Raw genomic sequence first — 2,525 nt, forward strand, 5'->3', positions numbered from 1 at the left:
TCCCCACACCCAATGCCCATGCCCTACTTCACTTCTGTCATTTGTAGAGTGTAAGGAAGATACTTGCCTTTGTCGTAGGAACCAACCCAAATTTGGTAAGTTCCAGCCAGCCATTCACCAACAATGCCGGCATTTTTATTGTCAAAATCGTCATTGCACCAAGTACCACCAGGGCCTTTCACAATCATGGTGGTATCCTCAGGGCTTTGGACTTGTAGCTTAAGGTAATCAAATTTACTTGTTAATACTAATGTGTGGTCTGGTGTTTCATCGACAAATCCAGTACAAGGGCCGGTGGCTGTTTCAGTTCTACCAGCTATTTCATTTCCAGATACTGAGCCTCCACTCATCCCGCGAACTGTCAGTGGGTCTGGAGAAAACTGGGGGCCAATGGTCACATCTCCAAATATCGTTGGCGCTTCTTGGGCATCAGCTATGACACTAACTGAAGTGATGAAAAGCGTAACTATCATCAACGATAATTTCATCCCTCTATTGAGCGCTTTTGTTGGCATTGTAATTAGGTTTGCTTCTAAGTGCTTTTGAAGACATGAATTTTACATACCAAGTTCCCAATCTGAGGATAATTGACTACAAAGGGGGATGGGGAGTGGTGAGTTAGGAGTTAGGAGTTAGGAGTTAGGAGTTGGGAGTCGGGAGTTGGGAGTTATTTGTTATCCTTGTCTCCCTGATCCCCCCCACTCCCTACTGTCTACTTTCAGTTATTGCTCTATTTAAGCGCGGTCGATCTAAACCAATTTGATTTAGTAGTAACCAAGATTGGATGAGGTCGGGGCCATGAACGTCTCCAGTTAAGGCTGCTCTTAGCGATCGCATGACTAAGCCTTTTTTGACTTTTTGTTCTTTGACCACTTGTTTAATAATGTCCTGGGCAGATTCCTCAGAGAGTTGTGGCTGATTTTCCAAAGCTGTGACAATCCCCTCAAGCACAGCAGCAGAACCTTCTTGCTTGAGTTGTGTTTTTGCTTCGTCACTAAATTCAACTGTGTCAGTGAAAAACACTTGACTCATAGCTACAGCATCTACCAGTCGAGTCAAGCTTTGGCTAATTAAAGCTACTAGCTGTTCTAACCAAGGGCGAGTGCGTCCACCGTCAAATTTATACCCGGCTGCTTCCCAATAGGGTATGAGTAAATCTGTGAGTTTATCTACAGGGGTGTTGTGGATATATTGACTGTTCAACCAATCCAGCTTGTCCCAGTCAAATTTTGCACCTGCTTTATTAACCCGCTCAAAGCTAAATTCCTTAGCGGCTGCTTCTAAGGTAAATATTTCTTGGGTTGAGTCTGGGGGCGACCAACCAAGTAATGTCATGTAATTTACCAAGCCTTCAGCAGTAAAGCCCATTTGCTGAAAGTCAGAAATGGAGGTAACGCCATCTCGCTTGGAAAGCTTACGCCCTTCTTTGTTTAAAATCAGTGGTGAGTGGGCAAAATTTGGGATTTTTGCCCCCAAAGCTTCATACAACAGAATTTGCTTAGCTGTGTTGGCGATGTGGTCTTCTCCACGAATCACGTGGGTGATTTGCATATCGATGTCATCCACTACAACTACGAAGTTGTATAAAGGCTGACCACTACCTTCTTCGGAGGCGCGGGCGATGACCATATCGCCACCTAAATCACTACCTCGCCAAGACATTTTTCCCCTGACTAAATCATTCCAGACAATTTCGCGATGGTCTTCGATTTTGAAGCGAATCACAGAAGAACGGCCTTCTGCTTCAAAAGCAGCCCGTTGTTCTGGGGTGAGGTTGCGGTGACGGTTGTCATAGCGAGGAGCTTCGCCTCTGGCTTTTTGAGCTTCTCGCAAAGCCTCTAGTTCTTCGGGGGTGGTGTAGCAGCGATAAGCTAACCCCCGGTCTAAGAGTTGTTGTACTGCTTGTTTATAAAGATCCAAGCGTTGGGATTGAAAAAATGGCCCTTCATCCCAGTTCAGCCCTAACCAACGCAGTCCTTGAAGGATATTTTCTGTATATTCAGGACGCGATCGCTCTAGGTCTGTGTCTTCTATTCTCAGAATAAACTTCCCACCGTGGTGGCGGGCAAATAACCAGTTAAATACAGCCGTTCTCGCTGTACCAATATGTAAATTTCCAGTAGGACTCGGCGCTATACGGACTCTGACAGTCACAGTTAATTCTCTCTTTTGCAAAGCATGAATAAATGTACCTTAATATTTAAAGATTAAGTTCTGAGTCCATTAAAGATAGAATTTCTTAGCTTTGTACTGATTTCAGTAATACTAAGTAACTAAGTTGCGTTACTCTGACACTCAGAACTCAACATTTAATATTTACATTCATTAATTATGATTTTAGAACGGGACTGACGGGGCTCGAACCCGCAACTTCCGCCGTGACAGGGCGGTGCTCTAACCAATTGAACTACAGTCCCTTGATTTGCAACTTTCCTATTGTCGCTATTTTTTTTCTATTTGTCAAGTATTTTGGAGTTGAAAATTGGAAATTTTTTGTAGTTATTGGGCATTGGGCAAGCAGGAAG

Annotated in this window: 2 protein-coding genes and 1 tRNA gene; all 3 read right to left on the reverse strand. The window is 43.9% G+C overall.

The window, feature by feature from the left end:
* Positions 1-23: 23 nt before the first annotated feature.
* The 3 genes from GNE10_RS33760 to GNE10_RS33770 all read right to left on the reverse strand — a co-directional run bounded on the left by GNE10_RS33760 (position 24) and on the right by GNE10_RS33770 (position 2,417).
* Positions 24-515 carry a hypothetical protein gene (locus GNE10_RS33760; protein ID WP_185570395.1) on the reverse strand — a complete coding sequence of 164 codons (492 nt, stop codon included), beginning with the start codon at positions 513-515 and terminating at the stop codon, positions 24-26.
* Between the two features lie 190 nt (positions 516-705).
* On the reverse strand, positions 706-2,154 hold the full coding sequence (gltX, locus tag GNE10_RS33765) for a glutamate--tRNA ligase (protein WP_185570396.1): 1,449 nt from the start codon (positions 2,152-2,154) through the stop codon (positions 706-708).
* 189 nt (positions 2,155-2,343) lie between these two features.
* Positions 2,344-2,417 (reverse strand) — tRNA-Asp (locus GNE10_RS33770).
* Positions 2,418-2,525 lie beyond the last annotated feature (108 nt).

This window comes from Nostoc sp. 2RC (genome assembly GCF_014222165.1).
GTDB lineage: Bacteria > Cyanobacteriota > Cyanobacteriia > Cyanobacteriales > Nostocaceae > Nostoc > Nostoc linckia.